Raw genomic sequence first — 24,652 nt, 5'->3', positions numbered from 1 at the left:
ACTGGACAGCGGCTTTGGTTCTCTGCCACAGTCCGCCCATGCCACATGATCATCACGACCACGACCATCCACATGCCTTGTTGCCGCCGGAGCCTGCGCTGCGGGTCAAGGCGCTTGAAACCATACTGACGGACAAGGGGCTGGTAGATCCCGCTGCGCTGGACGAGATCATCGACACCTACCAGAACAAGATCGGCCCGCAGAACGGCGCCAAGGTGGTGGCCAGGATGTGGAGCGATCCGGCCTTCCGCGAGGCGATGCTGACCGATCCGATGCCCCTGTTGGAAGAACTGGGGTTCTACGGTCGGCAGGGCGAACATATCGTCATCGTCGAGAACACGGACGACGTGCATAACGTTGTCGTCTGCACCTTGTGCAGCTGTTACCCGTGGCCGCTGCTGGGCATTCCGCCCGGCTGGTACAAATCCGACGCCTATCGCGCCCGCGTCGTGCGCGAGCCGCGCAAGGTTCTGGCAGAATTCGGCCTGGATATCCCCGAGGACACTTCTGTGCGCGTCTGGGATTCCACGGCTGAGGTCCGTTACCTCGTGGTGCCACAGCGCCCTGCAGGCACCGACGGTATGGATGAAGAGGCGCTGGCCAAACTGGTGACGCGCGATTCCATGGTGGGCACCGGCATTGTACAGGCCCCCACGCAGGACTCCGCATCATGACCCGCGTGCATGACATGGGCGGGCGCTATGGGGATGGGGCGGTGAACCCTGCGGATGATGCGGTCTTTGCCCGCGACTGGCACGCTCGCGCGCTGGCCGTGACGTTGGCCGCAGGGGCGCTGGGGCAATGGAACATCGACATGTCGCGCCATGCCCGCGAGGCGCTGTCGCCCAAGGATTACAGCCGGTTCACCTATTACGAAAAATGGATGTCGGCGCTGGCCGATATGCTGGTCGCGCGGGACATCGTGACCGAGGACGAATTGCGGGCCGGTCGAGGACAGGGGGTGTCTGATCTGGCCGAACGCCGGCTGACCGCCGACAAGGTCGCCGCGACGCTTGCCAAGGGCAGTCCTTATCTGCGCCAGGATGCCCCCGCCGCGTTGTTTCACGCCGGAGACCGCGTGCGCACCCGTTTGCCCGCTCATAATGCCATGGTGCCCGGTGGCCATACGCGCCTGCCTTCCTATGCTGCAGGAAGGATCGGCACCATTCGTCGCCTGCACGGCGCCCATGTCTTTCCTGACGCCAATGCGCACGGTCTGGGTGAACAACCCGAACCGCTTTATGCGGTGGCGATCCCGGCGCAGGTCTTGTGGGGGGCTGAGGCCTCGGCGCGGGACGAAGTGGTGCTGGACCTCTGGCAAAGCTATCTGGAGCCCGCATGATGCGACCTGATCCCGTTTTCGACGCCCCCTGGCACGCGCAGGTTTTTGCGCTGACGGTTCATCTGAATGAACAGGGGCTGTTTGACTGGCCGGACTGGGCCGCGTTGTTCGGGGCGACCTTGAAACAGCACGGGCTGGCGCGCGAGTTGAATGGAGGCGATGATTATTTCATGGCGTGGCTGGCCGCGCTGGAAACCCTGCTTCAGGACCGCGCCCTGACCTCGCCCGAACAGACCGAGACGATCCGCGCCGCGTGGGAGCACGCCTACCTGTCCACACCCCACGGCGCGCCGGTGCATCTGAACCGGGACTGACCCGGGCGCTTTGGTCCGGCAGGATAATCGCGGCCCTTGCAATTCAAAAATATGAATGTCAGCATGTTCGCCAACATCGAGGGAGATTTGCGGATGACACTGACACGAAGAAAGCTGCTGCAGGGCGCTGCGGCCACCACCGCGATGGCGGGGCTGGGCGGGCGCATGGCGCTGGCCTCGGACATGGCGACATTGGGGTCGATGAAGATCACGACCCTGTCGGATGGCAACCTGACCCTGCCTGCGGATTTCATCTTTGCGCCCATGCCCAAGGATCAGCTGGCCCCGATCTTTGCCGAATACGGTGTCGGCAGCGGCCCTCTGACCCCGGAATGCAACGTGACCCTGTTGCAAGATGGCGAGCGCACGGTGCTGTTCGATGTGGGCTCGGGCACCACTTTCCAGGAAAGCGCAGGGCTTCTGATCGACTCGCTGGACGAGGCCGGTGTCGCGGTCGAGGACGTCACGCATGTGGTCTTTACCCATTGCCATCCCGATCACCTCTGGGGGGTGCTGGACGATTTCGACGAGCCGCTTTTCCCCGAGGCGCAATATATGATGGGGCAGGCCGAATGGGATTACTGGTGGGACCCCGAGACCGTGAACACCATTGAATCGGCGCGCACGACCATGGCGGTCGGGGCCAAACGCCGGATGGAGGCGATCGAGGACAACATCACCTTCTTCAAGGATGGCGAGGAAATCCTGCCCGGCGTGGCGGCACGGGCCACCTATGGCCACACGCCCGGTCACATGGGGTTTGAACTGCGTTCGGGCAGCGAAAGCGTGATGGTCGTCGGCGACTCTATCGGCAACCACCATGTGGCCTTTGCCGCGCCGCAACTGTTGTCGGGGTCGGATCAGGACCGCGAAACCGCCTCGGCCACGCGGCAGGGGCTGCTGGACCAGATGGCCTCGGAAAAGATCCGCCTGATCGGCTATCACCTGCCGGGCGGGGGCATGGGCCACGTCGAACGCGCGGGCGACGCCTATCGCTTTGTGCCCGAGGGCGCATAGGCGGCGACACCACCTTGCCCCACAGGCAAAATGACGGCATGACAGGGCTGTTCTGAAAGGGAGGCCCGTCATGCCCGTTGTCATCTTCGATCTGGACGGCACGCTGATCGACAGCGCGCCCGACATTCAGGCCGCCGTCAACCAGATGCTGGCCGAAGAAGGGCAGGGGCCGCTGGATCTGCCCACCGTCACGGGCTTTATCGGCAACGGGTTGCCAAAGCTGGTTGAGCGTGTGATCGACCATCTGGGGCTGGACATGGCCCAGCACGCCCGTCTGACCGCCGACACGCTGGCCATCTACAACAGCGCCAGCGCCGCGCAGACCCGACTTTACCCGCAGGTGCGCGAGACCCTCGATACGCTCAGGGCTGAGGGGCATCGCCTTGGCATCTGCACCAACAAACCCCACGGGCCCGCGCTGCATGTGTTGCTGCAGCTTGACCTTGCCGACCTGTTCGACGTGGTGGTGGGCGGCGACAGCACCGAGCGCAAGAAACCCGACCCCTTGCCCCTGCAACGCGTGATGGACGAGATGAAGACCGGGCAGGTGCTTTATGTCGGGGACAGCGAGATCGACGCCGAAACGGCGGTGCGCGCAGGGGTGCCCTTTGCCCTTTTTACCGAGGGCTATCGCAAGCAGCCGGTCAGCGACATGCCCCACGATCATGCCTTCGACGATTTCGCCGATCTCCCCCGCATCGCCCGGGCCGTCTTTGGCCCCTCTGGCAGTTAACTATTGTGTCAGGGCCTTTGCGTTCCTAAGTTGAATACAAGGGAATTCCGGCCCGGGGGCGTCCGGGCGTGTTAAGGGGGAATGTTTCATGAAGAAGCTGATTGTGGCAGCCGTAGCTGCGCTGGGCATGATGGTCGGGACGGTGGCCAGTGCCGGCGTGATCGAACTTACACCCGCCAACCCGCAGCCAAGCGGTGTCAAACAGGGACTGAAAGCGCAGTTTTCGCTGGGCCATCGCCCGCGCAGCCTTGGGCAGGCGAAGGGCTATCTTTCCGAGAATCCCAACGCGGCCAAGCCGATCCGCAAACTGCAATGGCCGGACAAGGGCAAGGGCGCGCTGATGTTCGGCACCAAGAAATACGAACACATCATCGCCAACTTTACCGGCTATATCAAATTCGATGCGCCCGGTGTCTATGATCTCGAATTCTATGCCAATGACGGGCTTCAGGTCTGGATCAGCGGCAAAACCGTGGCCAAGCTCGACGGGATCAACCCGTGCTCCAGCGCCGGTCGCCCCAAGGTGAACGTACCCAAGGCGGGCTGGTATGACTTCAAGGCGTTCTACTATCAGAAAGAGGGCACCGCCTGCTATGAATCCGAATGGAAGAAACCCGGCGGCAGCTATACGCTGATCCCGGACTCGGCCTTCGGCTACAAGTAAACCCGCCAGACAGGCGTTCGAGACAGGCCCCCGCGCGGGGCCTTTTTCATTGGGGGAACCCTAGCGGCAGATCCCGTCAAGCTGCACCCCGTCCCAGGGCAGGGAGATCGCGTCAGGGCGGGGCAGGGTGTCAAGCGGGAAGACCTCTTTCAGCAGGCCCTCCATCCGCTTGGTGCGGGGCGCGTCGGGGTCCAGCATGCTGCAACAAAGATATTCCTCGACGATGCTGGCCTGTTGTTCATAGGCGAAATCAAGGAATCTGGTGTCGGTCGAGACATCGAACAGATAGGGATCGGCCCCGCCGCCATGTTCGCGCGCGGCCTTGACGGGGGAATATCCGGTCAGGTCGCGGTTCTGCCATTGCCAGACATGGGTGATCTCATGCGCGAACAGCATCGCCGAGACAAGGTCCATCTTCTCGGGGTAGTCTTTCATGTAATCGGGGCTGTACCAGTTTTCCGAAAACAGCATCCGGTTCCACAGCACCACCGCCGCGGGCGATACGGTCACGGTCTGGCCCTGCGGTTCGGGTACGATGCGTTCGCGGCAGGTCAGGCGCGGGCGTTTTTCCAGCGTGAAGGTCGCCACCCCCAGCGGCACATCGCGCGTCATGCGCACCGGCGCGGGGTTCAGCGTGTCGCCCTGCAGATCGGCGGCAAAGGCGATCTCGCCCTCGGTCATGGGGCGGGTGCAGGACATCATCAGAAAGACGGGAACAAGCCAGAGCGCGCGCATGGAATCAGCGTATCAGCGTCGCGCGCCCGCGCAAGTCACATCAGGGCCAGGGATAGGTCAACCGTTTGTGAGAAATGCATTCCTGATAGTAGAAATCATACAGCTTCCGGTCCCAGCCGCTGCCCACCGCTGCACCTGCCGCCCCGCCCAGCAGGATGCCGCGCCGCGCCGATTTCGAGCCCCCCTTGACGGCCCCCGCCGCCCCGCCCGCATAATTCCCCGCCATCGCGCCGCGCTGCGTACCGCCTGTGCCGGCGGCATTGCGGGCATATTGGTCACAAAAGAGCGGCGACCGCTCGATCTCATTCGCCTGCGCAGGCAGGGCGAGGGCAAGAGCGGTCAGGAAAGCGGTGATCCGGATCATGGGAGGAGTGTGGCACGGATGGGCGACAAAGGGTAGGGCGAGAGGGTGCCTCACTCATGTCATTTAGGCCAAAGCCCAAATGACCGCGCCCGACCCGCCCCCGTCGCACCAAAGGTGCGCCGCCTATGATCGGCTTGCCTCCGGCAAGACGGCGGGCGCGTTCCGCACCCACCCCGGGTCGGGCGCGAGGTGCGATTTCGGAATACTAGCTTGTTACAACCTGTAGATCAAAAACTTCGCCATTTTGTTTTTGGCAAACACCGATGGCCGTCATGGACATTGTATTGTATCGAAACTCACACCTCATAGAATTGCCTTTGTTCGAACTCAAAATGGCAGTTCCGAAGCCGCTGTCTGATACTGAGTAACTGGAGAAGTTACCGTAGGCTGACGTTCCGCCACCATAAGCATTCAAAAGCCCGAAGTTATATGAACCCGGGTTCGGAACGGCGACCCACTGTCCGGAATAGCTTTCGTTTTTAAAGCTAATGGTCAAGGGACCGGAGTTCCCCATTGTGGCGTTCTCGACTGTTCCTTTACCGACCGCTCCGGTAGTACGGCTTATCAGCGTCGCTGATGGCGTGCAGGCGCAGATCAGCACAAGTGCGAGTACGGATATCTGAGTGCGAATCATTTTTCCGAGTTTCCCCTCTTGATTGTGAAGAGAGCTTAAACATCCAATTCTTCGACAAATCTAGCGTTCTCCTGAATGTACTGGAACCGCATCTCGGGCTTTTTGCCCATCAGCCGTTCCACCAGATCGCCGGTTTCACCGGGTTCGTCCTCGTCAATGGTGACGCGGATCAGGGTGCGGGACGCGGGGTCCATCGTGGTTTCTTTCAGGTCTTTCGCGTCCATCTCGCCCAGACCCTTGAAGCGGCTGACGTCGATCTTGCCCTTGCCGCCCAGACCCTTTTCCAGCCAGACGTCGCGCTCGGCCTCGTCGATGCAATAGACCCGCTTGGCGCCCTGCGTCAGGCGGAACAGGGGCGGGCAGGCCAGATAGAGGTGGCCCGCGTCGATCATGGGCCGCATCTGGGTAAAGAAGAACGTCATCAGAAGCGAGGCGATATGCGCACCGTCGACGTCGGCATCGGTCATGATGATGATCTTGTCATAGCGCAGGTCATCAACGTTGAATTTCGTCCCCAACCCAACCCCCAGCGCCTGTGTCAGGTCGTTGATCTCGGCGTTTGAGCCGAGCTTGGACGACGCCGCGCCCAGCACGTTCAGGATTTTCCCGCGCAGGGGCAACAGGGCCTGGGTCTTGCGGTTGCGGGCCATCTTGGCCGATCCGCCCGCCGAGTCACCCTCGACGATGAACAATTCCGTGCCGTCGCGGTTGTTTTGCGAACAATCCACCAGCTTGCCGGGCAGGCGCAGGCGCTTGGTCGCGGATTTGCGCTGGGTTTCCTTTTCCTGACGGCGGCGCAGACGTTCTTCGGCGCGCAGCACAAGGAAATCAAGGATCGCGCCCGCGGATTTGGTATCAGCGGCCAGCCAGTTGTCGAAATGGTCGCGCACGGCGTTTTCCACCAGACGCTGCGCCTCGACCGTGGCAAGGCGGTCCTTGGTCTGGCCGACGAATTCCGGCTCGCGGATGAAACACGACACCAGCGCACAGCCGCCGGTGATCAGATCTTCGCGGGTGATTTCCTTGGCCTTGCGGTTGTTCACCAGCTCGCCATAGGCCTTGATCCCTTTGAGGATCGCGGCCCAGAACCCCGCGACATGGGTGCCGCCCTCGGGCGTGGGCACGGTGTTACAGTAGGACTGGATGAAGCCATCGCGCGACGGTGTCCAGTTGATCGCCCATTCGACCTTGCCGGGGGTGTTGAAACGTTCCTGGAAATCCACCGTGCCGGCAAAGGGCTGATCGGCATAGGTGGACGAGCCGTTCATCGATTCCTTGAGGTAATCCGAAAGACCGCCGGGAAAGTGGAACGTGGCCTCGGTCGGGGTCTCGCCATCCTCAATGGCCGATTTCCAGCGGATTTCCACGCCCGAGAACAGATAAGCCTTGGAGCGGATGGATTTGAACAGGCGGGCGGGTTTGAAACGGTGCTTGCCGAAAATCTGCTCGTCTGCGTGGAAGGTCACCGTGGTGCCGCGCCGGTTGGGTGCCGCGCCAACCTTTTCCACGGGCCCAAGGGGCAAACCGCGCGAAAAGCGCTGTTCATAGACTTCCTTGTTGCGGGCCACCTGTACGACCATCGAATCCGACAGCGCGTTCACAACCGACGCCCCAACCCCGTGCAGACCACCCGAGGTCTGATACGCCTTGCCCGAGAACTTGCCGCCCGCATGCAGGGTACAGAGGATCACCTCAAGCGCCGACTTGTCGGGGAACTTGGGGTGGGGGTCCACCGGGATGCCGCGCCCGTTGTCACGGATGGTGACCGCGTAATCAGCGTGCAGTTCGACCTCGATCCGGTTGGCAAAGCCCGCGACCGCCTCGTCCATCGAGTTGTCCAGAACCTCGGCCACCATATGGTGCAGCGCGCGTTCATCCGTGCCACCGATATACATGCCGGGGCGTTTGCGGACAGGTTCCAGCCCCTCGAGCACCTCGATAGACGAGGCATCATAATCGGTGGGTTGGGTCTCGGTCAGGAGATCATTGGCCATGCTTGGGCTGCTCATTCTTGGTTTTGGTTGGCCGGTATTATGGCAGGGGATGCAGGCAGGGGAAAGAGGGCTGATGAACTGTCCCGCCGGAGATCGGTTCGGGGGGGCGCCTTGGTTTCCCGGGTGACCGGTTCCGTACCGACGAGATGACCTGTCGTATAATCTCGACTTTGCCTCCCATGGGTGTAGCTGGCTGCGAGACTGTCCGTATTGAAGGTGATGTTAGGTCAAGTCTGTGATCTGTGATAAACTGTGGCCGTGTTTGGTAGCGCAGTCATTTCTATTTTCAAAAAAATCACAAGATATTAGGAGGTTAAAATGCCACGTAATAAAGGTAAGCCAACAGACGACATTCTGGATATCCCAGGAGGTGAGTCCCAGATGGACGGATTGCCCGGCAATGATCTCATTACCGACAATGGTGAGGGCGGCAATACCGTCAAAGGGGGCGCAGGAGATGACGAGGTCGTCTATGTCCATAACGGCGGCGGGGCAGACCGGACTTATATGGGCGGATCTGGCGTTGATACGCTGACACTGTCCTTCACCAGTGCGGAATGGCTTGACCTGGCGCCGACGCTACAGGCCGAGATTGACAGTTTCCTCGATTTTCTCTCGACCGCCATTAACCCAACGGGGCAGGCAACCGGCCAGTGGCAGAATTTTGACAGCATCGGCTTGCGCGTGAAGCAATTCGAAAACATCCGTATCATGGTTGATGGGAGCGAGATTTCGCCCGAGGACGACCCTGTGGATGCGGTCGACGATGCGCATGAAACTGATGACAACGTGGTGCTGGTCGCGGGGACAGTGCTTGTGAATGACAGCGTGCCCGATCTTGTCTCGTCGGTGGATCTGGTGGCGGGCCCGTCCAAGGGTGTCCTGACATTTAATCCGGACGGGACGTTTTCCTATGATCCCAACGGAGAGTTTGACGATCTTCTTAAGGACGAAACGGAAGATGTGATCTTTACCTACCGTGTGACCGACGCGAATGGTGACGATGATGTGGCCACGGTTACGATTACGGTCGTGGGCACGAATACGCCGCCCGAAGCGGTTGATGATCTTTTCGGAGCGTTGGAAACGGGCACCACTATTCTGGATGTTCTGGGGAACGATTTTGACGCGGACGGGGATGCCATCACGATCACCGGACTGACGCAACCTGTCGAAGGGACCGTGTCACTCGTTGGCGGTGCGGTGCAGTTTGATGCAGGCACTGAATTTGTCGGCCTGTCCCTGGGGCAAACGGCGACCGTGTCCTTCGAATACACGATCAGCGACGGTCAGGAGAGCGATACGGCCACAGCCACGATCACGGTGATCGGGGCGGGCACCTTTGATCCCGGAACAGCGAGCAACTCTGACAGCGGCACCGGCGCGAATGGTCAGGTCGTGACCGCCAGCCTCACCAGCGGGGCCTTTACCAATGACGGAACTGCGGATGTCAGTATCGAAATCAACTTTGGTGCCGTGATCCAGCCGCGTATCAATGTGGTTTACATCGTGGATGTTTCTGGCAGTACCGGTCAGATTGTATCTGGTGCAACTGTTGGCGATGTAAACAGAGATGGTCGTGCCAACACCATTCTTGATGTCGAAATCGCCTCGCTGATGGCACTGACCGACGATATTCAGGCGCTTGGGTATCCGCCGGAAAATGTTACGCTCACTATCGTTCCCTTTGCTTCAGATGCGGGTCCAGTCGAGACCTTCTTTTTTGATATACCGGGCACCGACACGCTCATTGACGATGCTCTGACAGGGTTGCGGTATGGCGGATATACGAATTACGTCGAGGCGCTGCTGGACACTGCCACACGGGTGGGGCAATTGGAAACGGCATTCGGAGATGCCTCTAATCTTGTGTATTTCCTATCTGACGGTCGCCCGGTGCCGTCCACTGGGCAGTCTCTTTCACAGGTGGATGCGGCGGCTGCGCAGATCGAAGCGCATGGCGCGCAGATTTCGGCCTTTGGGATCGGTAACAATGTGCCTCAAAACTATCTGGATGTTGTCGACAATACGGGGGGGTCCGAGCTCGTTACCAACCCCAATGACCTAACGGCGGCTCTGCTGGGGTCGCCGATCCCGGAATCCGCGGTGGTTGATGCGGATGTGTTTGTGTTCAACAGTGATGGGGTCCAGACCGGTGCCTATGATCTTGATCCGGGCGACTTTACCGCTGGTCCGCTGGGGCTGAGTGCTGATCTAAGTGACGTGATGCTGCTGGATGCCTTTGACGGGGATGTGAACCAGATCCAGCTGGTTGTGCAAATCGACAGTGACGACAATGGCACTGCGGATGTCACGCTGGACACCTTCGTTAATGTTGAAGGGGTGCTGCCGGAAAGCATCGACATCGCCTGATACAGGTTGAAACGATTGAAAAACGGCGTCTTTCGCAGGCGCCGTTTTTTGCTTTTGTGGAGGGATGTTTCACGGGGGGATTTTACAGAACATTTACATTTGTTGACGTGCATCAAGGCAGCGTCAACGGCAGTGGGGTAAGGTTCGGCCACGTTCAGAAAACAAGGAGTCTCTCTATGACCGCAAACACTGCGACCCCTCCCGCTGCCGTCAAAAAAGCCGCTGAAGAGGCAGCCAACCCGCAGGCCAATGGCGCAGCCCCTGCCGCTGCCGTGGCTGCTGCCCCCGCGCGCAAACGTCCGCCCACGCCTGAAGAGGTGCGACTCGCTTTTGAGAGCGGCGAATACCCTTATGACACCAAGCTGTCGCGCCGCGCCTACGAGAGCCAGAAGGCCAAGCTGCAGGCCGAACTGCTGAAGGTGCAGCTTTGGGCGCAGGAGACCGGTCAGAAATTCGTGATGCTGTTTGAAGGCCGTGACGCTGCCGGTAAGGGGGGCACAATCAAACGCTTTACCGAGCACCTCAATCCGCGCTCGGCCCGTGTGGTCGCGCTGAACAAGCCCACCGACGAAGAACGCGGCCAGTGGTATTTCCAACGCTATATCGACCACCTGCCGACCGCCGGTGAAATGGTGCTCTACGACCGCTCGTGGTATAACCGCGCCGGTGTGGAACGCGTGATGGGATTCTGCGAGCCGGGCGAATACCTCGAATTCATGCGGCAGACCCCCGATCTGGAACGGATGCTGGTGCGGTCGGGAATCCGTCTTTACAAATACTGGTTCTCGGTCACGCAGGACGAACAGAAGCGCCGCTTTGACAGCCGCGAAACCGATCCCCTCAAGCAATGGAAGCTGTCGCCGATCGACAAGGCGTCGCTCAGCAAGTGGGATGACTATACTGAAGCCAAGGAAGCGATGTTCTTCTACACCGACACGGCCGATGCGCCCTGGACCGTGGTCAAGTCGAACGACAAGAAGCGCGCGCGTCTGAACTGTATGCTGCACTTCCTGAACTCGCTCGACTATCCGGGCAAGGATCTCAAGATCGCCCATGCGCCCGACCCGCTGATCGTGAATACGGCCAGCCACGTGATCCATCGGTCGGAGCACATCCTGGGCGCGTCGATGCATCCGGAAACCCGCAAAGGGTAAGCCATAGGGCTTCTGCAGTGCTGTGCCATAGGAGGGGGTGCAGCACGCTCTGAACGGGCAGAAGTTCCGGGAGGGCGGCCATGACCGAAGGGGTCGGGCCGCCTTTCTTGTGTTCCGGGGGCGGATAGGCCCCGTCAACTCTGCCCGATTTTTCATCAGACCATTGAAATTCTGTCGCGATCCTGTAGGCAGGAAGATGCAAGACGGACTCGGTTCGTGTGTTGCTGGTTGATCTCATCCCTACGGCCCCGCATGGCGGCCACATTTGTCGGGGCGGGATCCCATGACCTAGAAACAAATGACGCCCCGAGGATTGCCCGTGACCGCACCCGTTTCCTATCGTGACCACAGCCGCGCCGTTTTACGGCTGGGGTTGCCCCTGATCGGGGGGCACGTGGCCCAGTTTGCCGTTGGCCTGACCGACACCATCATGCTGGGCTGGTATTCGGTTGACGCGCTGGCGGCCGTGGTGCTGGGCGGCACCTATTTCTTCGTGATCTTCATCCTTGGCTCGGGCTTTGCCATCGCGGTGATGCCCCTGGTGGCCGAGGCCGATGCCGAAGGGGACGAAGTGTCCGTGCGGCGCACCACGCGCATGGGGATGTGGCTGTCTCTGTTTTTTGCGGTGCTGGCGCTGCCGCTGTTCTGGTTTTCAGGCGCGATCCTCAAGGCGGCGGGGCAGACGGTCGAGGTGTCAGAGACCGCGCAGCTGTATCTGCGCTGGGCGGGGCTGGGGCTGATCCCCGCGCTGCAGGTGATGGTGTTGAAATCCTACCTTGCGGCGCTGGAACACACGCGCGTGGTGTTCTGGGTCACGGTCCTCAGCGCGGTGTGCAACGCGCTGGTGAATTATGCCCTGATCTTTGGGAACTGGGGCGCTCCGGAACTGGGCGTGGTGGGTGCGGCGATTGCCTCTCTCTCGGTGCAGGTCGTGTCGATCCTCGGGATCATGATCTATGCCCGCCGCGCCTTGCCCCAGCATACGCTGTTCAGCCGCATCTGGCGCCCCGACTGGGAGGCGTTCGCCCATGTCTTTCGTCTCGGGGCGCCGATTGGCATCACCAACCTGGCCGAGGTGGGCCTGTTTGCTGCCTCCAGCATCATGATGGGGTGGCTGGGTACACTGCAACTGGCGGCGCACGGGATTGCGCTGCAACTGGCCAGCGTAACCTTCATGGTGCATCTGGGCCTGTCCAATGCGGCCACCGTGCGTGCGGGCAATGCGCTGGGCCGCAAGGACACGCTCAATATGGCGCGGGGCGCGCGGGTGGCGCTGTTCATGTCGCTGGGGGTGGCGCTTCTGGCGGTGGTGATCTTCCTAAGCTTCCCCGAAGCCCTGCTCAGCCTGTTCCTAAGCCCGACCGAACCCGACCGCGACGCGATCCTTACCGTGGGGGTCAGCCTGCTGTTCATGGCTGCCCTGTTCCAGGTGGTGGACGGCGCACAGGTGATGGCGCTGGGCCTGTTGCGCGGGGTGAAGGACACGCGCGCGCCCATGATCATCGCCACGATCAGTTACTGGGTCATCGGCGTGCCCTGCGGCTATGTGCTGGGGTTCAAGCTGGGCTGGGAAGGTGTCGGCGTCTGGCTGGGTCTTGTGGTGGGGCTGACCGCAGCGTCGGTGCTGTTGCTGTGGCGGTTCTGGGGGCCGAAAATGACCAAGCTGCGCCGCCAGTTCGCCACCTAACGACTGCCCTCAAAGCCCCACCATGGCGCGAATGTCAGCGGGGCTGGCCCCGTCGGCACGATAGGTTGCAATGGCGCGGGCATCGTCCCGCTTGGCCAGCCGTTTACCTGCCTCGTCGCGGATCAGCCGGTGATGGTGGTATTCGGGCGTGGGCAGATCCAACAGCGATTGCAGCAACACATGGATGCGGGTGGCCTCGAACAGGTCTTCGCCGCGCACCACATGGGTCACGCCCGTGGCCGCATCGTCCAGCACCACCGACAAATGATAAGACCCCGCCATCTGGCGGCGGGACAGCACGACATCCCCCACGGTGGTGGTCAGATCCTCGGCGGTCAGGTTGTGCAGACCAGCATGGGCGGGGCCGGTTTCCGTAAACTGTGCAGGCAGGCCCGCCGCGCAGGCGCGGGCCATATCCAGGCGGGTGCTCGTGGCCTCGGTGTCGGGCAGGGCGAGATCGCGACAGGTGCCGGGATAGATGCGCCCGTCGGGACCGAAGGCGGGCACGCCTTCCTGCGGGGCGCTGGCTGCGGTCTCGATATCGCGGCGGCTGCACCGGCAGGAAAAGGTCAGTCCGCGCGCGGTCAACCCGTCCAAAGCCGCGGCATAGTCGGCAAAATGCTCGGACTGCCGCCGCACGGGGCCATCCCACGTGATCCCGAGCCAGCTCAGGTCGTCGTAAATCTGTTCTTCCCAAGCCACCCGCGCTCGCGACTGGTCAAGATCGTCGATTCGCAGCAGGAACCTGCCCCCGACCGCGCGGGCCCTGTCATGCGCCAGAAGCGCCGAATAGGCATGGCCCAGATGCAGGGGGCCCGTCGGCGAGGGGGCAAAGCGGGTGATCATGCCTGCGCGTCAAGCCACGCCTGCCAGTCCGCCTTGGCGCGGTCGGTATAGGCCTTGTAGCGGTCCTTGCGGCCGCGCCGCCCGCCCTTGAGCCCCTCGACCGGCTGGAACAGGCCGAAATTCACGTTCATCGGCTGGAAAGTCTTGGCATCCGCGCCACCGGTGATGTGGTGCACCAAGGCACCCATCGCGGTATTGAGAGGCGCGGTCTCAAGCGGTTTGCCAAGGATTTCAGCCGCCGCCAGACGCCCCGCCAAAAGTCCCATCGCCGCGCTTTCGACATAGCCCTCGACGCCGGTGACCTGACCGGCAAAGCGCAGGTTCGGGCGGGATTTCAGGCGCATCTGGTCATCCAGAAGCGTGGGCGAATTGATAAAGGTGTTGCGATGGATGCCGCCCAGACGCGCAAAGGACGCGTCCTCAAGACCGGGGATCATTTTGAACACCTCGGTTTGTGCGCCGTATTTCATCTTGGTTTGGAAGCCGACGATATTATAGAGCGTTCCCAAGGCATTATCACGGCGAAGTTGAACCACTGCATAGGGCTTGTCATCCGGTTTGTGCGGGTTGGTCAGCCCGACCGGTTTCATGGGTCCGAAGCGCAGGGTCTCGCGGCCGCGCTCGGCCATGACCTCGATCGGCAGGCAGCCGTCGAAATAGCCGGCGGTCTCGCCCTCGTGAAACTCGGTCTTGTCGGCGGCCAGCAGGGCGTCGATGAACGCCTCGTACTGGTCACGGGTCATCGGGCAGTTGAGATAGGCCTTCTGCTCTGCCTCGGTTTCGCCCTTGTCGTAACGCGATTGCAGCCAGGCCACGTCCATATTGACCGAGTCGGCATAGACGATCGGGGCGATGGCATCGAAAAAGGCCAGCCGTTCGGCGCCGGTTTCGGCCTGAATGGCCGCGCCCAGACCGGCCGATGTCAGCGGTCCGGTGGCAATGATCCAGTGCCCGTTTTCGGGCAGGCTGCTGATCTCGCCATATTCGACCCGCACATTCGGCAGGGCGGTCAGGGCGGCGGTCACGCTTTCGGCAAAGGGGTCGCGGTCCACGGCCAGCGCGCCACCGGCGGGTAGGCGGTGCTTGTCTGCCATCGCCATGATCAACCCGTTCGCGGCCCGCATTTCCCAATGCAAAAGGCCCACGGCATTCTGTTCGTCATCATCCGAGCGGAAGGAATTGGAACAGACCATCTCGGCCAGGTGGCCAGTGCGATGGGCAAAGGTTTCGACCTCGGGGCGCATTTCGTGGATCACCACGTCCACGCCCATTTGCGCGGCTTGCCACGCGGCCTCGGATCCGGCCATGCCGCCGCCAATGATATGCAATGTCTCTGTCATGGCGCGGACATAAGGCGGAAACACCGCTTTGGAAAGGGGAGAGAAGAAAAGAACCTGGGTCGCCGGGCGGGCATGGTGCGGCCGTGAGAGACGGCCCGGAGGGACCTTCCGCGCGGCGGCGACCCAGTGTTGTAAGTGCCGTGCAGTGACGACATGCCCGTTATGTCACGGGTGCAGCGTTTGGCCCAGAGGGAAACCGCCACATTTCTGCCGCGATCCGGAAACAGTGTTTTTCCGTTTCCTTTCGCGCGGCCCCGCGGGGCCTTGGGTTCAGAGGGGGGCGATCAAGCGACGGGCGAGGTAAGCAGGGTGCCCGCGCGGTTCATCGCCCCCTTCTACGACCACAATGCGGTGGCCGCACAGCGAACTTGCGAGATGGCCTGACTTGGTGGGGGCGACCATCCGTGGGTGTCGGGGCGGAATTCTGTTCTCCGTCAGCAGGCGGATGCCCCGACTCCGGCGCACAGGGCGCGCGCCGGGCTGTTCTTCCAATGTGCCCGATTTAGGTGTCGTGTTTAACAAAAAACGTGGAAAAACACCGTTGCAGGTCTGGAAACGCTTACTGTTCCCAGTTGGGATCACGCTTTTCAAGAAAGGCGCTGATGCCTTCTTCGGTGTCGCGGTACAGCATGTTTTCCACCATCACGTCGCCGGTATAGCCATAGGCGTCGGGCGTGGTCATGGTGATCTGGTTGTAGAAGGCTTCCTTGCCGATCCGCACCGCCGCGCCCAGCTTGCCCGCCACGCTCTCGGCCAGATCGGTGGCCGCGCTGTCCAGCTGGTCGACGGGCACGACTCGGTTCACAAGCCCCACCTCGCGTGCCTCGTCTGCATTCAGAAACCGGCCCGTGGTCAGCATCTCGAACGCCTGTTTGCGGTGGATATTGCGGGTCAGCGCCACCATGGGCGTCGAGCAGAACAGGCCGATATTCACCCCGTTCACGCCGAACTTCGTGCCTTCTGCGGCCACGGCCATGTCACAGGTCGCCACAAGCTGGCACCCGGCGGCGGTGGCAATCCCGTGCACGCGCGCGATGACGGGTTGGGGCAGGGACTGGACCGTCATCATCATCTTGGCACAACGATCAAACAGATCCTTGAAATAGGCCTTGCCGCCATCTTCGGACTGGCGCCCGGCGGTCATCTGTTTCAGGTCATGCCCGGCGCAGAACGCCTTGCCCGATCCCGACAGCACCACGGCGCGCACCGTGCGGTCCTCTTTCAGCGAATAGAACTGGTCCTGTAGCGCGGCCAGCATCTCGTCCGACAGGGCGTTCAGCCGTTCGGGCGCGTTCATGTTCAGGTATGCGACGGCGTTGGTGTCGCGACGTTCCAGAATTTCCATCTTGTCCTCCCAAGGGTATGGGGCAAACCTAGCGGCAGACAGCGACGGAGAAAAGCATGCAAGCGGTGATGACGGCAGATGAAATGATGGCCTTCCTTGAAGAGGTCTTTCCGCAAGTCAAAAGCGATTTCGCCATTGAAGAGATGGACGGTACGAAAACGGTGATGCGGTTGCTGACGGCAGACCGCCATTTACGCCCTGGCGGCACGGTTTCTGGCCCATCGATGTTCGCGCTTGCCGATGTGAGCGCCTATGTCGCCACGATGGCCCGGATCGGCAAACAGGCGCTGGCGGTCACCACGGGCTGTTCGATGGATTTCATGCGCAAACCCGAGGCGGGCAGGGATCTGATTGCCGTAGCGACCTTGCTCAAACTGGGGCGCACCCTTTCGGTGACGGATATCCTGATCTATTCCGAGGGCAAGGACGACCCTGTCGCGCGGGCCTCAATGACTTATTCCATCCCGCCCGCACCGAAACCCTAGAGCGGGGGTGATTCAGGGCATGGCCATCGCATTCCGAGTTTGATATGTGAGGCTGCGGCCCCGAGTCCCCGCCGTGTTCCGAAGCAGGAGAATTCCATGTCCGATGCCACGCCCAGCCAGATTGCCGCCCCCGAGCCGCGACTGAAACACTTTCCGGTGCCGTTCTTTGCGGTGGTCATGGGGCTGATGGGGTTGACGCTGGCCTTGCACGCAGGCGCGGCAGTCTATCCGGTGTTGGCGGCGCTTTCGACCGTATTTTTGTGGTTGGGTGTTTTAGCTTTCATTGTAATATCAGTATTTTACATCGCGAAGGTGATGCGGTATCGCGCCGCCGTTCAGGCCGAGTGGAACCATCCCGTGCGCCTTGCCTTCTTTCCCGCGATTTCAATTTCCATCTTGCTGATTGCCACCGCGCTGTTCCCCAGCTTTCCAGAAGCGGCGCGCGGGCTTTGGATCATTGGCGCGGTACTTCAGGCCATCCTGACGTTGGCGGTGATCTCGGGCTGGATCAGCCACCGTGCGTTCGAGGTGGGGCAGCTGACCCCGGCCTGGTTCATCCCGGCGGTGGGCAATGTCGTGGCACCGGTCGCGGGGGCGCCGATGGGCTTTGTCGAACTGTCCTGGCTGTTCTTCTCGACAGGCCTCGTGTTCTGGGTGGTCCTGCTGACGCTGGTGTTCAACCGCCTGATCTTTCACAACCCCATTCCGGGCAAGCTGTACCCGACGCTGGTAATCCTGATTGCCCCGCCCGCCGTGGCGTTTCTGGCCTATATCAACCTGACAGGCGGCGTGGATTCCTTTGCGCGCATCCTGCTGAACAGTGGCTATGTCTTTGCCGCCCTGATGGTGGTGCAGATCCCGAATTTCGCGAAACTGCCCTTTGCCCTGCCTTGGTGGGCGCTCAGCTTCCCAGTCGCGGCGCTGACCATCGCCTCGTTTCGCTTTGCCGCTTTGACCGGATCGCAGACGCATGTGGTGATCGGGACGGGAATTCTGCTGGTGCTGTGCGCCATTATGGTCGGTCTGATCTATCGCACATTGGTTGCCATCCTGCGTAACGAGATATGCGTGCCCGAGTAAGGCCGCAGAATCCGGCAAAAACAGCGAAAAAATGTGGGGTATAATGATACCTAATTTGCAAGTCACTGTTTTTAAATGGATAATTTGAAGATGCTGCGCTTGACTGTGTCATTCACACCTTTATAACCCGCCCATCGAATTTAGGTGCGTCGCGCATTGGCGTATCTGTCAACCAAAACTCAGGTAGACCAACCATGAAAACCTTTTCTGCTACTCCGGCAGACATCGACAAGAAATGGATCCTGATCGACGCCGAGGGCGTTGTTCTGGGCCGTCTGGCGTCGATCGTCGCCATGCGCCTGCGCGGCAAGCACAAGGCGTCCTTCACCCCGCACATGGACATGGGTGACAATGTCATCGTGATCAACGCGGACAAGATCCAGCTGACCGGCAACAAGCGTCAGGAAAACTTCTACTGGCACACCGGTCATCCGGGCGGCATCAAGTCGCGCACCAAAGAACAGATCCTTGAAGGCGCACACCCTGAGCGTGTTGTCATGAAAGCTGTTCAGCGCATGCTGCCGGGCAACCGCCTGTCGCGCAAGCAGATGACCAACCTGCGCGTTTACGCCGGTGCCGAACATCCCCACGAGGCGCAGTCGCCGGAAGTGCTGGATGTGAAATCCATGAACAAGAAAAACACCCGGAGCTAACCAATGGCTGATCAAATCAACTCGCTTGAAGAGCTGAACGCCGTGGCCGGTGAAGAAGCTGTTGTAGAAGTCGCGGCTCCGCGCGAACCCGTTCGTGACGAACTGGGCCGTTCCTATGCCACCGGCAAACGTAAAGATGCGGTTGCCCGCGTCTGGATCAAGCCCGGCTCGGGCAAGGTCGTCGTCAACGGCAAGGACCAGGACAAGTACTTCGCACGTCCCGTTCTGCAGCTGATCCTGCGCCAGCCCTTCCAGGTTGCCGGCGTTGAAGGTGAATTCGACGTTTACGCCACCGTCAAAGGCGGCGGTCTGACGGGCCAGGCTGGCGCAGTCAAGCACGGCATCTCGAAAGCTCTGCAGCTTTACGAACCCAGCTTGCGTGCCCCGCTGAAAGCGGCAGGCTTCCTGACCCGCGACAGCCGCGTTGTGGAACGTAAGAAATACGGTAAGCGCAAAGCACGTCGTTCGTTCCAGTTCTCGAAGCGTTAATCTTCGCTGGAATATGCATTCAAAGGGTCGCCTTCGGGCGGCCCTTTTCTTTGGGCGGGGCCTGTGGTTCAGTAAGGTTCGTGTTCTGAGTTCCGGTGAAACCATGCCTGTCCCCCCGTTCGATGATCCGTGGAAAGTGACTGATTTCAATCGGAAATCCCTGTTGGGCGGTCCGGATGCCCTGTTCTTTCACGCGCGTGGCGCGATGGCGCGGACCCTGATTGCGGGCAAGTTTCCCCTGATGCGCGCACTGGCCGAATTTGCCGCGCAGCAGGGCGTGCGGGTCGACGTGGTCACCACGTCCGAGGCGTCGCGCAGCCTTTTGGAGGACCCCCGCCACCTTCATGTATTCCTTGAGGATGTCCCGATCTATGGCGCAGGGTGTTTCCACGCGGTGCCCAGTTATCTGCGCGGCTATTGGTATTTTGACGAGATCGGCACCCGCAACAACGCGACCCAGCGCCTGCGCCCCTTTGATCCGCGCCCGATGAGCGGCCACTACGCGCGCAAGGTCTTTGCCCGCCTGCACGAGCGTTTTGTCGAGAGCAACCGGTCCAAATTCGACCAGCCGCCGGTGGACAGCGTGCCGGTCGCCAAGGGGGGCTTGTGCTTTTTTGCTCAGACTTTCGAGGCACCGCGCTATCACAAGCATTACATGACCGTGCCCGACATGATCGGCGCAGCCATCGCGGCCCGGGGCGTGCGACCACTTTATATCAAACCGCACCCTCTCCAGACCGAGGACGAACAGGCCTTTCTGAAGGGCCTGCATGATCCTGATGCTGGGGTGATTGTAACCGACGCCTCGATCCATGCTTTGCTGGCGGCCTGTGACGCAAGCATTTCGCTCAGTTCCGCGGCCTGTTTCGAGGGCTTCCTGCACAAGACTCCTGCGGTTCTGGGCGGGCAGACCGATTTTGCGGCCAATGCCGTGACCCTGACCGATCCGGTACGGATGCAAGCGGCGTTGCAGGAAACCCTGTCGCGCGACTGGCCCCATGAAAAGTTCCTGACTTGGTTTCTCAAGAAAAACTGTGTCGAGGATCGTGCAGGCCAGTTGCCCGAGGTGCTGGGTCGGATCTATCGCAAGGGATATCTCTGGGCGGATGCTGACGGGGTCGGGTTCTATTGACCCTTTGTGCGCCGTTTCAGGGCGCGCCGCATCAACCGGAACCGCCGGAACACCGTGCCCTTGTCGCGGTTCACGGCGGTCAGCAGGTGACAGGCCAGCGGGCGCAGCACCGGGTCTTCCTCGGCAGACAGCCAAAGATGCCCCAGCATATTGCGGTCCAGGTCGCCGCCTTTCAGAGAATAGGCGCTCAGCCGCAAGGGCAGGCGCCCCGCTGCGCGATGATCCAGTCCGAACGGGTCAGGCGCGCGGTGTCCTGAGAAAAGACGCTCGCTTTCATAAAGTTTCATCATGTTGAAAAACACAGTCAACTCGGCGGCGGTCCGACGTTGCGCTTCGGATGTGCCGAAATCGCGAAAGGTTTGCAGCGCCGACAGTTTCCAGCGGATATCCAGCTCGGCCAGCAGAAACAGCGCGTGATGTTGCCACAGTGTCTGGAACATGTCTTCTGCGATGGCGGGCGGGGTGGCGCGACGCGCGGCGGCAATCACCAGACCATGCACCGCCAGAAGCGCCGGACGCCCTGCAAACTCGGCACTCAGTTGCGCGTATTTCTCGGCCGCTGTGACGGGGGATTTTGGCGGTTCGGGCGGATCGGCGGGCAGGTGGCGGTCTTGCAGTTGCGCCAGTCCGATCGCGTTCAGCCCGTCCAGAAACTCTGCCATGCCGTCATAGGGTTGGCGGTGTTCGGGCGTGTCCTGGACCAGCTTGCTGAATCCGCCGGGATAGGTGAACTCACCGCGAAACAGGGCGTCGAACTCCTCGGCCATCTCAGGTATCCGGCGTGATCAGGCCCAGACCCCGCAGGTAAACACCAATCCCGCTTTCCAGCAGGTCTTCGGGGGGAAAGGGGCTTTGGCTGCCGGGGGAATTGCGGGCAAACAGTTCCACGACCCCGTGGCTCATCGCCCAGATATGGGCGCTGAACATGCTGGCGGGGGGGCGTTTTTCGGGGGGGATATGCTGGCTCAGGTCATGGGCGGCCTGTTCCATCACCCCGCGCGCCCGTGTCGCCACGGCGGCCAGTTCCGGCGTGCGGTTGACCGAGATGCCGCTTTCGAACATCGCGATATAATGGCCGGGATATTTGCGCGCAAAGGCCAGATAGGCGCGCCCTGTCGCCTCGAACGAGGCCAGCGCAGACGGCTGACCCTTGTCATAGGCGTATTGCATGAGGTCGGCAAAAATCTCGTACCCCTGCCGCGCGGCCTCGGCGATCAGGTCTTCGCGCCCCTCGAAATGGCGATAGACCGCCGCAGGCGTCACGCCCGCCTGCTTGGCCGCCTCGGAGAGCGTGAAGCCGGTCGGGCCCTTGCTCTCGATCAGCTGGAGCGCGGCATCCACAAGCGCCTGGCGCAGGTTGCCGTGATGATAGCCGCGTTTAGGCATTCCAGATATCCGGGCCGCCACAGATTTTGGGGTCGATCGTGCCAATCGCATCCGCGTTCTTGCGGTCATAGGGCAGGGCGTGCAGCACGGAACGCAGCGCCATCAGCCGCGCGCGTCGCTTGTCATCCGAGCGGACAATGGTCCAGGGCGCGGCGTCGCTGTGGCTGCGCTCCAGCGTTTCACCAATCGCCTGCGTGTAGGCATCCCAGCGTTTCAGCCCCTCGACATCGATCCAGCTCAGCTTCCATTGTTTCAGGGGGTCGCGTTCGCGGGCCAGAAAGCGGCGCAACTGTTCGGCGCGGCCCACGTTCAGCCAGAACTTGAACAGGTGAATCCCGTCATTGACCAGCGCCTGTTCAAACCCGGGAGCCTGCCGGAAAAACCGTTCGCGTTGGTCATCGTCACAAAAGCCAAAGACCTTTTCGACCACGCCGCGATTGTACCAGCTGCGGTCATAGAACACCATTTCCCCGCCCGATGGCAGGTGGTCGATATAGCGCTGGAAATACCATTGGGTCTGTTCGGCCTCGGTGGGCTTGGCAAGGGCCACGACCCGTGCGCCACGAGGGTTAAGATTTTCGCGGAACCGCTTGATTGTACCGCCTTTTCCGGCGGCATCACGACCTTCGAACACCATGGCCACCCGCGCGCCGCTGTCCTTGATCCAGCGTTGCAGCTTGACCAGTTCGCATTGCAGGGCCTCCATCTCGCGCTCGTAATCCTTGCGGTCCATGCGGTCGGAATAGGGAAAACCGGCGTCCAGAATATCGTCCTTGTCGCCATCACGAATGGCCGTGCGCACGGGGTCGGGGGCGTCTGTCTCGAAATAGGCGCTGATTGCACCGTCGAAGGGCAGCTCCATGAAACCTCTCCGTTTTCTTTTTAATATGGACGGCTTAGGCGTTCAGTTCAATGCAGCAGCGCAGGTTCGCCCGCGCTGAGGCATTTCTGTCAGGTGCCGATCAGAGAGATATCGTAAGGGGTGGTCTCGTAGATCTCGGTGACCCAGTTGCCATAAAGCAGATGCGCGTGGCTGCGCCAGCGGTTCATCGGCGGGCGCGACGGATCATCCTCTGGGTAATAATTGGTCGGCACGTTGATCGGCGTGCCCTCGGCCACGTCGCGATCATATTCCTGCTTGAGCGTGTCGCTGTCATACTCAAAGTGATTGAAGATATAGAGCGCGCGATGCTTGGGGTCCTCGACCAGGCAGGGGCCCACCTCGTCGCTGCTCAGCAACGTGTGCAGGTCGGGCACGGCGTCGATCTCGGCTTGCTTCATTTCGGTCCAGCGGCTGACGGGGATCACACAATCATCCGAAAACCCGCGCAGATAATGCGAGGCCGGGTCCATGTTCTTGTGGCGGAAACAGCCGAACGCCTTGGCGTCGAGGATGTGTTTTTTTACCCCGTGGAAATAGTTGATCATCGCCATACCGCCCCAGCAGACCCCAAAGGTTGAATGCACATGGGTCTGGGTCCAGTCAAAGACCTCGCGCAGCTCGTCCCAATAGGTCACGTCCTCGAAAGGCAGATGTTCGATTGGCGCACCGGTGATGATGAGACCATCGAATTTCTCACCCGACTCCTTGATCTCCGAGAAGGGGCGATAGAATTCGGCCATGTGTTCGGCGGCAGTGTTGCGGGTCTTGTGTTCGCTCATCCGGATCAACGAGAGTTCGATCTGCAGGGCGGTGGCCCCGATCAGGCGGGCGAACTGGTTCTCGGTCTGGATTTTCTTGGGCATCAGGTTCAAGAGCCCGATGCGCAGCGGGCGGATGTCCTGCCGGGCTGCCTGTCTCTCGGACATGACCATCACGCCTTCGCGCGAAAGCACGTCAAAGGCGGGCAGGTCGGAAGGCAGTTTGATCGGCATGGGTCAGGGTCTCTTTCCTGTTATGGGGTGGGATCTTAATCTAGGACGGGGCTCAGCGGCGCTCAAGGGCGGTGGCGATCAGGTCTTCGAAATCGGCGGCGGTGGCGACCTCGGACACCTCTTCGGCGCAGACGGTCACCCCCCATTTGGCCATGGCGGCATAGCGTGGCTGGCGATGCGCCAGCGCCTTGGCATAGGTCCAGCGGATGAAATGGTCGGGATCGACGGCATTTTCCGCGCAATCGAACTCGGCCAGGTAGGCCGCCCAGACCTTGGCCAGGAAGGCCGGTTGATAAGCCATCGGTTTGGGGGCGGCATCAAAGCGGCGCACCAGTTTTTCGGTATGGGCGTCCGAGCCTTCGATCCAGATCATCAGGGTCTGTTGGGCAAGGTCGGTCAGGATCGGATCATCGGGGTTGCCGGCATCCACCCATTCGCAGATCGAACCGCCCGTGTCGCAGACAAAATGGTCATAGCCATAAACCTCGCGGGCGCGGGCGATGAAATGCGCCGTGTCGGCCAGCGCCGATTCCTCGGCCTCCTGAAACTGGGTCTGGCGGCGGCGGTATTCAGCCATGGGCAGCCCGCCCCTCGCCGGATCGCCCGGTTTGCTGAGATATGTCGAGACCGCAGTCAGGTCATGGGTGTGCACGTTCGGCGCGATATAGATCGCGTCGGCCATCAGCATTTCGCGCAGATAGGGGTGGTCCATCGCCGCGCGGATGCAGGAATCGGTGATATGTTCGCCCATGTAGCGCGTGCCGATGCGGTAGTCGATCGAGTAGTGGAACCAGTTGCCGGTCTTGCGCAAGATGTCCGAGACATGGGTTTTGCCCAGCCCCGACATGCCGAAAAGAAGCACTTTTTTCTGCGCTGCGCTGCGCCAGTCCTCTGCGGAGGCATAGATCATGGAGCATTCCCTCGTGTCTTTGGGGTTTGGTAACGGCGGGGACGGGGCAGGTCAAACGGAATACGCCTGTGGCGGGGGGAGGCAGGGGCGCTGCCCCTCT

At 61.1% G+C, this 24,652-nt stretch carries 26 protein-coding genes; 14 read left to right on the top strand and 12 right to left on the bottom strand.

The window, feature by feature from the left end:
* The first annotated feature begins 38 nt into the window (after positions 1-38).
* The 6 genes from nthA to WNE31_RS04140 all read left to right on the top strand — a co-directional run bounded on the left by nthA (position 39) and on the right by WNE31_RS04140 (position 4,070).
* Positions 39-674, top strand: coding sequence for a nitrile hydratase subunit alpha (nthA, locus tag WNE31_RS04165; protein WP_349978444.1), 636 nt, complete (start codon positions 39-41; stop codon positions 672-674).
* Complete coding sequence (nthB, locus tag WNE31_RS04160; protein ID WP_349978443.1) at positions 671-1,342, top strand: nitrile hydratase subunit beta; 672 nt, start codon at positions 671-673, stop codon at positions 1,340-1,342. The genes nthA and nthB overlap by 4 nt, the downstream gene beginning before the upstream one ends.
* Complete coding sequence (locus WNE31_RS04155) at positions 1,339-1,656, top strand: nitrile hydratase accessory protein (protein WP_349978442.1); 318 nt, start codon at positions 1,339-1,341, stop codon at positions 1,654-1,656. Before nthB ends, WNE31_RS04155 begins: the two co-directional genes overlap by 4 nt.
* Before the next feature lie 93 nt (positions 1,657-1,749).
* Complete coding sequence (locus WNE31_RS04150; protein ID WP_349978441.1) at positions 1,750-2,673, top strand: MBL fold metallo-hydrolase; 924 nt, start codon at positions 1,750-1,752, stop codon at positions 2,671-2,673.
* A 70-nt stretch (positions 2,674-2,743) separates the two neighbouring features.
* Positions 2,744-3,406 carry a phosphoglycolate phosphatase gene (gph, locus tag WNE31_RS04145; RefSeq protein ID WP_349978440.1) on the top strand — a complete coding sequence of 221 codons (663 nt, stop codon included), beginning with the start codon at positions 2,744-2,746 and terminating at the stop codon, positions 3,404-3,406.
* Between the two features lie 88 nt (positions 3,407-3,494).
* Positions 3,495-4,070 carry a PA14 domain-containing protein gene (locus WNE31_RS04140; protein ID WP_349978439.1) on the top strand — a complete coding sequence of 192 codons (576 nt, stop codon included), beginning with the start codon at positions 3,495-3,497 and terminating at the stop codon, positions 4,068-4,070.
* A 60-nt stretch (positions 4,071-4,130) separates the two neighbouring features.
* Here the strand turns inward: WNE31_RS04140 and WNE31_RS04135 are convergent, their stop codons facing one another.
* The 4 genes from WNE31_RS04135 to parE all read right to left on the bottom strand — a co-directional run bounded on the left by WNE31_RS04135 (position 4,131) and on the right by parE (position 7,797).
* Positions 4,131-4,805, bottom strand: a complete 675-nt coding sequence (locus tag WNE31_RS04135) for a hypothetical protein (RefSeq protein ID WP_349978438.1) — start codon at positions 4,803-4,805, stop codon at positions 4,131-4,133.
* Positions 4,806-4,845: 40 nt separating this feature from the next.
* Positions 4,846-5,169: a hypothetical protein gene (locus WNE31_RS04130; RefSeq protein WP_349978437.1), complete on the bottom strand. Its 324-nt coding sequence runs from the start codon at positions 5,167-5,169 to the stop codon at positions 4,846-4,848.
* Between the two features lie 205 nt (positions 5,170-5,374).
* A complete protein-coding gene (locus tag WNE31_RS04125) occupies positions 5,375-5,803 on the bottom strand; it encodes a hypothetical protein (RefSeq protein ID WP_349978436.1) in 429 nt (142 codons plus the stop codon).
* Between the two features lie 35 nt (positions 5,804-5,838).
* A complete protein-coding gene (parE, locus tag WNE31_RS04120) occupies positions 5,839-7,797 on the bottom strand; it encodes a DNA topoisomerase IV subunit B (protein ID WP_349978435.1) in 1,959 nt (652 codons plus the stop codon).
* Between the two features lie 318 nt (positions 7,798-8,115).
* Here parE and WNE31_RS04115 point away from each other — a divergent pair, with 318 nt between their 5' ends.
* The 3 genes from WNE31_RS04115 to WNE31_RS04105 all read left to right on the top strand — a co-directional run bounded on the left by WNE31_RS04115 (position 8,116) and on the right by WNE31_RS04105 (position 13,011).
* Entirely contained in the window at positions 8,116-10,170 is a 2,055-nt protein-coding gene (locus WNE31_RS04115) for an Ig-like domain-containing protein (RefSeq protein WP_349978434.1), read from the top strand.
* A 176-nt stretch (positions 10,171-10,346) separates the two neighbouring features.
* Entirely contained in the window at positions 10,347-11,324 is a 978-nt protein-coding gene (gene ppk2 / locus WNE31_RS04110; protein ID WP_349978433.1) for a polyphosphate kinase 2, read from the top strand.
* A gap of 319 nt (positions 11,325-11,643) precedes the next feature.
* Positions 11,644-13,011, top strand: a complete 1,368-nt coding sequence (locus tag WNE31_RS04105) for an MATE family efflux transporter (protein ID WP_463407415.1) — start codon at positions 11,644-11,646, stop codon at positions 13,009-13,011.
* A gap of 9 nt (positions 13,012-13,020) precedes the next feature.
* On the opposite strand, the gene gluQRS is transcribed toward WNE31_RS04105, so the two are convergent.
* The 3 genes from gluQRS to WNE31_RS04090 form a co-directional block, all read right to left on the bottom strand.
* Positions 13,021-13,857 carry a tRNA glutamyl-Q(34) synthetase GluQRS gene (gluQRS, locus tag WNE31_RS04100; protein WP_349978431.1) on the bottom strand — a complete coding sequence of 279 codons (837 nt, stop codon included), beginning with the start codon at positions 13,855-13,857 and terminating at the stop codon, positions 13,021-13,023.
* Positions 13,854-15,197, bottom strand: coding sequence for a methylenetetrahydrofolate--tRNA-(uracil(54)-C(5))-methyltransferase (FADH(2)-oxidizing) TrmFO (trmFO, locus tag WNE31_RS04095; protein ID WP_349978430.1), 1,344 nt, complete (start codon positions 15,195-15,197; stop codon positions 13,854-13,856). Before trmFO ends, gluQRS begins: the two co-directional genes overlap by 4 nt.
* 559 nt (positions 15,198-15,756) lie before the next feature.
* Positions 15,757-16,542: an enoyl-CoA hydratase gene (locus WNE31_RS04090; protein WP_349978429.1), complete on the bottom strand. Its 786-nt coding sequence runs from the start codon at positions 16,540-16,542 to the stop codon at positions 15,757-15,759.
* A 56-nt stretch (positions 16,543-16,598) separates the two neighbouring features.
* On the opposite strand from WNE31_RS04090, the gene WNE31_RS04085 reads away from it, so the two are divergent.
* From WNE31_RS04085 to WNE31_RS04065, 5 genes are all read left to right on the top strand, one after another.
* Complete coding sequence (locus WNE31_RS04085) at positions 16,599-17,027, top strand: PaaI family thioesterase (protein ID WP_349978428.1); 429 nt, start codon at positions 16,599-16,601, stop codon at positions 17,025-17,027.
* Positions 17,028-17,123: 96 nt separating this feature from the next.
* Positions 17,124-18,107: an SLAC1 anion channel family protein gene (locus WNE31_RS04080; RefSeq protein ID WP_349978427.1), complete on the top strand. Its 984-nt coding sequence runs from the start codon at positions 17,124-17,126 to the stop codon at positions 18,105-18,107.
* A gap of 194 nt (positions 18,108-18,301) precedes the next feature.
* Complete coding sequence (rplM, locus tag WNE31_RS04075) at positions 18,302-18,760, top strand: 50S ribosomal protein L13 (protein ID WP_349978426.1); 459 nt, start codon at positions 18,302-18,304, stop codon at positions 18,758-18,760.
* Positions 18,761-18,763: 3 nt separating this feature from the next.
* Positions 18,764-19,249, top strand: a complete 486-nt coding sequence (rpsI, locus tag WNE31_RS04070; RefSeq protein ID WP_349978425.1) for a 30S ribosomal protein S9 — start codon at positions 18,764-18,766, stop codon at positions 19,247-19,249.
* 103 nt (positions 19,250-19,352) lie between these two features.
* On the top strand, positions 19,353-20,381 hold the full coding sequence (locus WNE31_RS04065; protein WP_349978424.1) for a hypothetical protein: 1,029 nt from the start codon (positions 19,353-19,355) through the stop codon (positions 20,379-20,381).
* Here WNE31_RS04065 and WNE31_RS04060 read toward each other — a convergent pair.
* The 5 genes from WNE31_RS04060 to WNE31_RS04040 form a co-directional block, all read right to left on the bottom strand.
* Positions 20,375-21,148 carry a hypothetical protein gene (locus tag WNE31_RS04060; RefSeq protein WP_349978423.1) on the bottom strand — a complete coding sequence of 258 codons (774 nt, stop codon included), beginning with the start codon at positions 21,146-21,148 and terminating at the stop codon, positions 20,375-20,377. The two genes, WNE31_RS04065 and WNE31_RS04060, sit on opposite strands and share 7 nt — an antisense overlap.
* Position 21,149: 1 nt before the next feature.
* Entirely contained in the window at positions 21,150-21,767 is a 618-nt protein-coding gene (locus WNE31_RS04055; RefSeq protein ID WP_349978422.1) for a TetR/AcrR family transcriptional regulator, read from the bottom strand.
* On the bottom strand, positions 21,760-22,629 hold the full coding sequence (ppk2, locus tag WNE31_RS04050) for a polyphosphate kinase 2 (protein ID WP_349978421.1): 870 nt from the start codon (positions 22,627-22,629) through the stop codon (positions 21,760-21,762). Before ppk2 (WNE31_RS04050) ends, WNE31_RS04055 begins: the two co-directional genes overlap by 8 nt.
* A gap of 89 nt (positions 22,630-22,718) precedes the next feature.
* On the bottom strand, positions 22,719-23,642 hold the full coding sequence (metA, locus tag WNE31_RS04045) for a homoserine O-acetyltransferase MetA (RefSeq protein ID WP_349978420.1): 924 nt from the start codon (positions 23,640-23,642) through the stop codon (positions 22,719-22,721).
* A gap of 52 nt (positions 23,643-23,694) precedes the next feature.
* Positions 23,695-24,552: an ATPase gene (locus WNE31_RS04040; RefSeq protein WP_349978419.1), complete on the bottom strand. Its 858-nt coding sequence runs from the start codon at positions 24,550-24,552 to the stop codon at positions 23,695-23,697.
* Between the last annotated feature and the right edge of the window lie 100 nt (positions 24,553-24,652).

Origin of the sequence: Shimia fortis (assembly GCF_040225985.1) — a bacterium.
Taxonomy (GTDB): domain Bacteria; phylum Pseudomonadota; class Alphaproteobacteria; order Rhodobacterales; family Rhodobacteraceae; genus Shimia.
This window is presented reverse-complemented; position numbering and strand designations above follow the sequence as displayed.

Excerpts from the sequence above, each read along its gene's own strand:
- nthA (WP_349978444.1), top strand. The coding sequence starts at position 39 with ATGCCACATGATCATCACGACCACGACCATCCACATGCCTTGTTGCCG.
- nthB (WP_349978443.1), top strand. The coding sequence starts at position 671 with ATGACCCGCGTGCATGACATGGGCGGGCGCTATGGGGATGGGGCGGTG.
- WNE31_RS04155 (WP_349978442.1), top strand. The coding sequence starts at position 1,339 with ATGATGCGACCTGATCCCGTTTTCGACGCCCCCTGGCACGCGCAGGTT.
- WNE31_RS04150 (WP_349978441.1), top strand. The coding sequence starts at position 1,750 with ATGACACTGACACGAAGAAAGCTGCTGCAGGGCGCTGCGGCCACCACC.
- gph (WP_349978440.1), top strand. The coding sequence starts at position 2,744 with ATGCCCGTTGTCATCTTCGATCTGGACGGCACGCTGATCGACAGCGCG.
- WNE31_RS04140 (WP_349978439.1), top strand. The coding sequence starts at position 3,495 with ATGAAGAAGCTGATTGTGGCAGCCGTAGCTGCGCTGGGCATGATGGTC.
- WNE31_RS04135 (WP_349978438.1), bottom strand. The coding sequence starts at position 4,805 with ATGCGCGCGCTCTGGCTTGTTCCCGTCTTTCTGATGATGTCCTGCACC.
- WNE31_RS04130 (WP_349978437.1), bottom strand. The coding sequence starts at position 5,169 with ATGATCCGGATCACCGCTTTCCTGACCGCTCTTGCCCTCGCCCTGCCT.
- WNE31_RS04125 (WP_349978436.1), bottom strand. The coding sequence starts at position 5,803 with ATGATTCGCACTCAGATATCCGTACTCGCACTTGTGCTGATCTGCGCC.
- parE (WP_349978435.1), bottom strand. The coding sequence starts at position 7,797 with ATGGCCAATGATCTCCTGACCGAGACCCAACCCACCGATTATGATGCC.
- WNE31_RS04115 (WP_349978434.1), top strand. The coding sequence starts at position 8,116 with ATGCCACGTAATAAAGGTAAGCCAACAGACGACATTCTGGATATCCCA.
- ppk2 (WP_349978433.1), top strand. The coding sequence starts at position 10,347 with ATGACCGCAAACACTGCGACCCCTCCCGCTGCCGTCAAAAAAGCCGCT.
- gluQRS (WP_349978431.1), bottom strand. The coding sequence starts at position 13,857 with ATGATCACCCGCTTTGCCCCCTCGCCGACGGGCCCCCTGCATCTGGGC.
- trmFO (WP_349978430.1), bottom strand. The coding sequence starts at position 15,197 with ATGACAGAGACATTGCATATCATTGGCGGCGGCATGGCCGGATCCGAG.
- WNE31_RS04090 (WP_349978429.1), bottom strand. The coding sequence starts at position 16,542 with ATGGAAATTCTGGAACGTCGCGACACCAACGCCGTCGCATACCTGAAC.
- WNE31_RS04085 (WP_349978428.1), top strand. The coding sequence starts at position 16,599 with ATGCAAGCGGTGATGACGGCAGATGAAATGATGGCCTTCCTTGAAGAG.
- WNE31_RS04080 (WP_349978427.1), top strand. The coding sequence starts at position 17,124 with ATGTCCGATGCCACGCCCAGCCAGATTGCCGCCCCCGAGCCGCGACTG.
- rplM (WP_349978426.1), top strand. The coding sequence starts at position 18,302 with ATGAAAACCTTTTCTGCTACTCCGGCAGACATCGACAAGAAATGGATC.
- rpsI (WP_349978425.1), top strand. The coding sequence starts at position 18,764 with ATGGCTGATCAAATCAACTCGCTTGAAGAGCTGAACGCCGTGGCCGGT.
- WNE31_RS04065 (WP_349978424.1), top strand. The coding sequence starts at position 19,353 with ATGCCTGTCCCCCCGTTCGATGATCCGTGGAAAGTGACTGATTTCAAT.
- WNE31_RS04060 (WP_349978423.1), bottom strand. The coding sequence starts at position 21,148 with ATGGCCGAGGAGTTCGACGCCCTGTTTCGCGGTGAGTTCACCTATCCC.
- WNE31_RS04055 (WP_349978422.1), bottom strand. The coding sequence starts at position 21,767 with ATGCCTAAACGCGGCTATCATCACGGCAACCTGCGCCAGGCGCTTGTG.
- ppk2 (WP_349978421.1), bottom strand. The coding sequence starts at position 22,629 with ATGGAGCTGCCCTTCGACGGTGCAATCAGCGCCTATTTCGAGACAGAC.
- metA (WP_349978420.1), bottom strand. The coding sequence starts at position 23,642 with ATGCCGATCAAACTGCCTTCCGACCTGCCCGCCTTTGACGTGCTTTCG.
- WNE31_RS04040 (WP_349978419.1), bottom strand. The coding sequence starts at position 24,552 with ATGATCTATGCCTCCGCAGAGGACTGGCGCAGCGCAGCGCAGAAAAAA.